The following is a 6,530-nucleotide window of genomic DNA, read 5'->3' on the forward strand; positions in this document are numbered from 1 at the left end:
GGGTCGCCCACAGTACCGGCTGTGAGCCACTCTGTACCGAGGCACTCCTCCTAAAAGAGTGCGTAGTCTCGACCATGCCTGAATGTAAAGCCATTCACTCACAGCACTTCTGACTGGCTCTACATATCAAGCGTTCCTTGCAACTTTTTTGCAACCTCCGAGAGGAAATCTGAAAATGAAAACGAAAATTCTGGCAATCACCCTGGCAACGGCTGGCCTGATGACCGCAGCTGGCACGGCGCAAGCGGCTGACGGCACGATCAACTTCACCGGCAGCGTGATCGCTTCCACCTGCAAGATCAACGCCGGCACCAACGACCTGGCCGTGGCTCTGCCGCGCGTGAGCACCAGCACGCTGGCCAAGGCGGGCGCCACCGCCGGCCGCACGCCGTTCGTCCTCTCGCTGACGGGCTGCGCCGTCTCCGAGGATGCGCCCACCAAGGTCTCTGTTTCCTTCGAACCCGGCACCTCCGTCAACGCCGACACCGGCCGTCTGAAGCTGCAGGGCGAAGGCGCCGCATCCAACGTGGAAATCGGCATCCTGAATGATCAGTCCAATCCGATCAAGGTAGGCGCAGCCAGCGGCAACCAGAACTCGCAGATCGTGGACATCGATAGCAAGACCGGTGCCGCAAAGATGAGCTACGCCGCCGAATACACGGCAACTGGCGTGGCAACGGGCGGTAGCGCGAACTCGTTCGTGCAATACACCCTGATGTACCCGTAAGCGCGAGGACGAATCTCTGATCTCCGGGGATTGACGTACGAGCTTGCAAGCCGTCTGGCCGGCCCCGGCCAGCGGCTTGCGACAGGAGGTAACAACGCAAAGGATACTCATATGACACTCAGCATTCCGAAGTCGAAGCTATCGAGGGTGATGGCGATTGTCTCCGCATCGATTGTGTCCGCATCGATCGCGTCAACGGCCGCCGCAGCCGTCGTCGTGTCAGGCACGCGCGTCATCTTTCCCGCGGAAGAGCGCGAGATGACCATCAAGGTCACGAATGATGGCCGCCTTCCCTCTCTGGTACAGACGTGGATCGATGTCGGGAACGAAAATGATTCGCCGGACAAGATCGACGTGCCGTTCACGCTCACCCCGACCATGTTCCGCGTCGAGCCCGGCAAAGGCCAGACCCTGCGCATCATCTATACGAATGAACCGTTGCCGACCGACAAGGAATCGTTGTTCTGGCTCAACGTGCTGGACGTGCCCCCGAAGCCAACCGCGGAAGACGAACGCAACCGTCTTCAGGTTGCCTTCCGCACACGGATCAAACTGATGTACCGTCCGGCCGGACTGCCGGGTAAAGTCGACGAAGCCCCGGCACTGCTCAAGTGGCACATCGCCAGGGACCCGGAAGCTAACCAGTATGTCCTGAAGACCGTCAACCCCAGCCCTTATGTCGTCAGCCTTGGCAGCGTCCAGTTGAAGGTGGGGGGGAAGACGTTCGATGCGGGCATGGGGTATGTGCGTCCTGGTGGATCGCAGACATTTCCGATCAAGGGGCTGGAATCGATGCCCGCCGCGGAAGCGACGATCGAATACAGCAGCATCGACGATTGGGGCGGCAACAAGAACGCCCAGGTACCCGTCGCCACCGACCCACGAAACTAGCCGGTCCGGTCAGCACGTCCTCACCAGCCTCCCTGCTGGGTGAACAGAAATCTCACACAAGTAAGCGTTGCGCATCCCGTGCGCCACGTACCAATGTCGGGCAGCAAGGTCGGACTGTAGGACCGATGGCGTGGTCCGATCCACGATCGCCTGATGATCTACTTCCGGAGTGTTTTCCATGCCGCCGATTCAGCGTCCGAATTCCGATATTGGCCACATGCCGCAGTTGCGGCCGATATGCGCATTGCTGCTGACCAGCCTGGCCGGCTGGCAGAGCAATGCGAACGCGGATGACGGCACGCCGGCGCCGTTCCAGATCGCGCAAATCCAGTCCACGCCACTTGAGTTCGAGAGCGGTTTTCTCAACAACAGCGGCGGCGGCGTGGATCTGTCGAAGTTCGAGCGCAGCAATGTCGTCCCGCCTGGAACGTACAGTGTCGATATCTATGTCGATCAAAACTGGGTGGGGCGCGCCAGCGTGCCGTTCAAGGCCGTGGCCGGCACGGCGGATGCCCAGCCTTGCTTCAATGAAGCGCTGCTGAAACAGGCCGGGGTCAATCTCGGCAAGCTGCCTCACCATGTGAAGGCCGCCTTCGCCGAGCCGGACGCCTGCGTGCGCCTCGGGCAAGCCATTCCGGACGCCAGCTCCAGTTTCGACTTCGGCGAACAGCGCCTCAATCTCAGCATTCCGCAGATTGCGCTGGTTCGTAACGCGCGCGGATACGTGAGCCCCGACCAGTGGGATGCCGGCGTCCCCGTCGGCATGCTCGGCTACAACGCCAACGTCTACAGCAGCAAGAGCCAGGGCAGCCACGCGCAGACCCAGGGATACCTGGGCTTGAACGTGGGTGTCAACATGGGAGGTTGGCATTTCCGTCACGACGGATCGTATAGCCTGGATGACAAAGGGCGCCAGAAGTACCAGAACGTTGCAACGTATTTGCAACGGAGCCTGCCGTCGTTGTCGTCGCAGCTCGTCATCGGCGAGTCCTATACTTCCGGCGATCTGTTCGATTCCACCCAGTTCCGCGGGGTGCGCATCTCCACGGACGACCGGATGCTGCCGGATTCGTTGCGCGGCTACGCGCCGGTCGTGCGAGGCGTGGCCAACAGCAACGCGAAAGTCTCGATCTCGCAGAACGGCGTCAAGCTCTACGAAACCACGGTCGCGCCGGGTGCGTTCGAAATCGATGACCTCTACCCGACTGGCTACGGCGGCGACCTGCACGTTGCCGTCACGGAAGCGGACGGCTCCGTGCATTCGTTCTCCGTGCCGTATGCTGCCGTGCCGCTGTCGCTGCGTCCTGGCACCAGCCGCTACAGCGTGGTGGCGGGCACCGTGCGCAATCAGCAAAGCTCGAAGAATCCGCTCTTTACCCAGGGCACCTGGCAGCACGGCTTCACCAACCTGCTGACCGGCTACGGCGGTATCACCGTGGCCGAAGGCTACGTGTCGGTGATGGCCGGCGGCGTGCTGAATACCACGTTCGGCGCGTTCGGGGGCGACGTTACGCACGCCCGCACCTCGATCCCGGGCGTGAAGCGCTTCGACGGCTCCAGTGTGCGGGTGAGCTATGCGAAGAACGTGGTGGCCACCGGCACCAACGTCTCGATCGCGGCTTACCGCTATTCGACGGCCGGCTACTTCGGGCTCAACGACGCCATGCTCGCCCGCGACCAGGCCGAGCGCGGCCTGTCCATCGACACGGTCTACCGGCAACGCAATCGCGCGTCGCTGACACTCAACCAGCGCCTCGGCGAGCGCGGCGGCAACATCAATGCCACCGCGTCCACGGCGACGTACTGGAACCGCAGCGGCTCGGACGTCAGCTATTCAGTGGGCTACAGCAATGCCTACAAGAATCTTGGCTACAGTGTGTCCGCCACGCGCCAGCGTAACTCCGGCGGGCAGATGAGCACGCTGTACTACGTCGGCCTGACGATTCCGCTGGGCGGGAAGACGCCGATGACGATGACCGGGAACATGCTGCGCGATACCGCCGGGCGCACCCAGCTGCAATCGTCGGTCTCGGGCGCGGCCGGCGTGGACAACAATTTCTCCTACGGCCTGAACGCCAATCACGCGAACGGCAACGGCAGTTCGACGACCACTGGCGGCGCCAACGTGATGTATCGTGCCCCGAATGCCGAACTCAGCGCCAGCGTCAGCGGCGGCGCGGATTACCAGCAGGCCTCCGTGTCCGCTCGCGGCGCCATGGTGGCGCATCCCGGCGGGATCACGCTGTCCCAGCCCCTTTCGGAAACGTTTGCGATTGTCGAAGCACCGGGAGCGGAAGGCGCGCGCGTGACGAATGCGTCCGGCGTGCGGATCGACAGCCGGGGCTACGCGATCGTGCCGTATCTCACGCCGTTCAACATGAATATGGTCGAGCTGGACCCGAAGGGGTTGTCGACCGATGTTGAGCTCAAGGAAACGAGCCAGAGCGTGGCGCCGCTGGCGGGATCCGCCCCGATGCTGAAATTCGCCACGGAGTCAGGGCGCTCCGCGCTGATCCAGCCCCGGCGGCCGAATGGCAAGCCGCTCCCGTTCGGCGCCAGCGTGGTCAACGAGCAAGGAAAGGAAGTCGGCTCCGTCGGCCAGATGGGCAAGATCTTCGCGCGCGGCCTGGAGTCGCAAGGCGAACTGACCGTCAGGTGGGGCAAGGACGAATCGTCGGTATGCCACGTCCCCTACACCCTGCCGGAGCGGAAGAAGAACAAGGGGCTGCAGCCTCTGCAGCGCATCGATGCAGCCTGTGCGGATAGCGCGCCTCGTCCGAACTACGCAGCGAATCAGCCGCGTCGTTGAGAAAAGGCTGGACGCGCGGTGCGCAGCGCGCCGCTTAAACACCTCGGAATCTGCGGATGCGGAACGACTCTGCCGATGCCTTGCCAGTCATCACGGCAAGCTGTAGTTTGCGGCGGCCCGGCCAACGGTGCGCCCTACTACCCCCGCTGACAACGGCTTGAAGACATAAGGGCTTTATGAAGATGAATTCCCCCAGAAAATAGCAGTTGTGGCGGATTTCTTTGATGGATCCGACACGCATATGGTAGGTGGACTTCTTATGCTATTTAAAATTACTTCGAGTGCTCTAATCCTGGGCGTCATGTTTCTGTCTGAATCAGCGTTTGCTGGTTGTACGGTAACTTCGCGTTCGAATCCGGCGCCGGCGCTTCCGACCACGATCAGCCATGTTCGAGATTCGTTAGCCCCAGGGATTAAGTTTCCGTCATCGACTGCCGGAGACGACTATGTTGCAGCAATCGACGACGCCGGCTGCCAGATCGATGCAATCGTCGTAACGCCGCGCGGGAGAGTGGTTCCGGGTGTGACGTATCAGGGCCAAAACGGCCCCGCTGCTGTATTTGAAACCGGAATTCCCGGCATAGGTTACGCACTGGAAACAAGAAATATCAACAGGCCATCGGTGTCTATTGGGGCTGAGCCAACTGTGTTTCCGGCCGGGCCAACCGGCTCTAGCGGTTGGGGCTACTTCCAGAAGGTGACGCTCGTCGCAACGGGGTCTGTCCCAACGGGAAACTATCGTGTCCCGGCTCAAACCACCTCGACCCTAGGCGCCATGCTGAATGGAACTGTCGTGTCGAATCGACTGTCGTTAGGTATAGGCGCATTGAGCATCACCGTTACGGCAAAAGCATGCACGATCACGTCCGGCGCGACCAACACGGTGGTCATGCCGCAGTTGGTGACGTATAGCCTGAAAGTGGTAGGAGATGTCTCTGCCGCCAAGTCGGCGCCGTTTTCGTTGGGACTCAAATGCGATGCGGGCGTCAGTGTCTATGCAACCTTGACGGATGCGACCAATCCCGCGAATACCGGCAATATCCTTAGCCTGGCGAAGAATTCGACGGCAACTGGCTTGGGTATTCAAATCATGAAGCAAGGTACGAACAGTCCGTTGAATTTTGGGCCGGATTCAGCGGCCAAGGGCAATACGAATCAGTGGCTGGTCGCTAAATCGGCGGCATCTGGCGGTGTGATCTCGGTTCCCTTTGAAGCGCGCTATATCAAGACGGCGGAAACGATCAAGCCGGGTGCCATGAGCGCGCTCAGCACGATCACGTTCTCGTATCAATAGCGTCAGCCCTGCCGCTCCGCTGACAACGACTTGAAGACATAAGGACTCTCCGATGAAGATGACGATGAATTCCCCGAGAAAATGGCAGTTATGGCAGCTTGCCTCGAAGGGCAGCGGATACTGCGCGCTGGCTACCGCATCCCTGGCGAGCCTGCCGCCGCAAAAGCAGGACATGGCCCAGAACATCGCGGCCAGGCTCTTGCCACGCGACCGTTACTCCGACGTCAAGGCGGCGCTATTGGTCCATGTCACGCTGGATCTGGGCAATGGGGTGCGAGCGCAAGCCGAGGGCACAGCCGTAGGGCGAGCGCTGCACTACGTCTACGTGCCCTGGAGCTTGCAATTTGCCTATCGCCAGTTCAATCACACCGGCCCGGTGCCTTGCTGAAGGCCCAAGGCACAGGGATCGACCGGCCGGCGCGCCTGGTCCATCCGTGTGAAGCGTCAAGAAAGCATTTCGTCGGCAAACGATTTCACGCGGGCAGGACACGGCGCGATGCGTGATCGACGGCTTTTCTGGTGACCGAAGACATCGGTGCTTCGCCGGCCAGTTCGGCCAGTTCGGCCGTGACGCGGTGACGACCACGATCGAAAGCGTGTTTCCGGAACGCGGCATCGATCTGCGCTCGATACGCCAACGACGCATTGTATGCCCGTCGACGGTACGCGATTTAGTACGCGTCCTATTTTAAACGGCCTGCCACCTCTATAGCATCCAGGATCAAACGCGCGCGTCCCGACAATGCAATGGATGATCCGAAAAATGGGGGCGGCACGGGGGCACAACGTGATCCCTCGCTTACGAAAGG

General features: G+C 61.1%; 5 protein-coding genes. All 5 read left to right on the forward strand.

From position 1 onward, the window contains the following. Nucleotides 1-175: 175 nt before the first annotated feature. The 5 genes from CF70_RS14960 to CF70_RS33835 all read left to right on the forward strand — a co-directional run bounded on the left by CF70_RS14960 (nucleotide 176) and on the right by CF70_RS33835 (nucleotide 6,109). Entirely contained in the window at nucleotides 176-727 is a 552-nt protein-coding gene (locus CF70_RS14960; RefSeq protein WP_035865897.1) for a fimbrial protein, read from the forward strand. A 111-nt stretch (nucleotides 728-838) separates the two neighbouring features. Continuing rightward, the gene (locus tag CF70_RS14965; RefSeq protein WP_035865899.1) at nucleotides 839-1,618 is read left to right on the forward strand and encodes a fimbria/pilus periplasmic chaperone; all 780 of its coding nucleotides are present in this window, start codon (nucleotides 839-841) and stop codon (nucleotides 1,616-1,618) included. Between the two features lie 178 nt (nucleotides 1,619-1,796). After that, complete coding sequence (locus CF70_RS14970; RefSeq protein ID WP_035865902.1) at nucleotides 1,797-4,427, forward strand: fimbria/pilus outer membrane usher protein; 2,631 nt, start codon at nucleotides 1,797-1,799, stop codon at nucleotides 4,425-4,427. A 259-nt stretch (nucleotides 4,428-4,686) separates the two neighbouring features. Beyond that, the gene (locus CF70_RS34895; protein ID WP_160172267.1) at nucleotides 4,687-5,721 is read left to right on the forward strand and encodes a fimbrial protein; all 1,035 of its coding nucleotides are present in this window, start codon (nucleotides 4,687-4,689) and stop codon (nucleotides 5,719-5,721) included. Between the two features lie 64 nt (nucleotides 5,722-5,785). After that, entirely contained in the window at nucleotides 5,786-6,109 is a 324-nt protein-coding gene (locus CF70_RS33835) for a hypothetical protein (protein ID WP_235185047.1), read from the forward strand. The last annotated feature ends 421 nt before the right edge of the window (nucleotides 6,110-6,530 follow it).

Source organism: Cupriavidus sp. SK-3, assembly GCF_000611145.1.
In the GTDB taxonomy this organism is placed as follows: domain Bacteria; phylum Pseudomonadota; class Gammaproteobacteria; order Burkholderiales; family Burkholderiaceae; genus Cupriavidus.

What these genes read in the sequence shown, in the direction of transcription:
- CF70_RS14960 (WP_035865897.1), top strand. Translation starts at nt 176, where the DNA reads ATGAAAACGAAAATTCTGGCAATCACCCTGGCAACGGCTGGCCTGATG.
- CF70_RS14965 (WP_035865899.1), top strand. Translation starts at nt 839, where the DNA reads ATGACACTCAGCATTCCGAAGTCGAAGCTATCGAGGGTGATGGCGATT.
- CF70_RS14970 (WP_035865902.1), top strand. Translation starts at nt 1,797, where the DNA reads ATGCCGCCGATTCAGCGTCCGAATTCCGATATTGGCCACATGCCGCAG.
- CF70_RS34895 (WP_160172267.1), top strand. Translation starts at nt 4,687, where the DNA reads ATGCTATTTAAAATTACTTCGAGTGCTCTAATCCTGGGCGTCATGTTT.
- CF70_RS33835 (WP_235185047.1), top strand. Translation starts at nt 5,786, where the DNA reads ATGAATTCCCCGAGAAAATGGCAGTTATGGCAGCTTGCCTCGAAGGGC.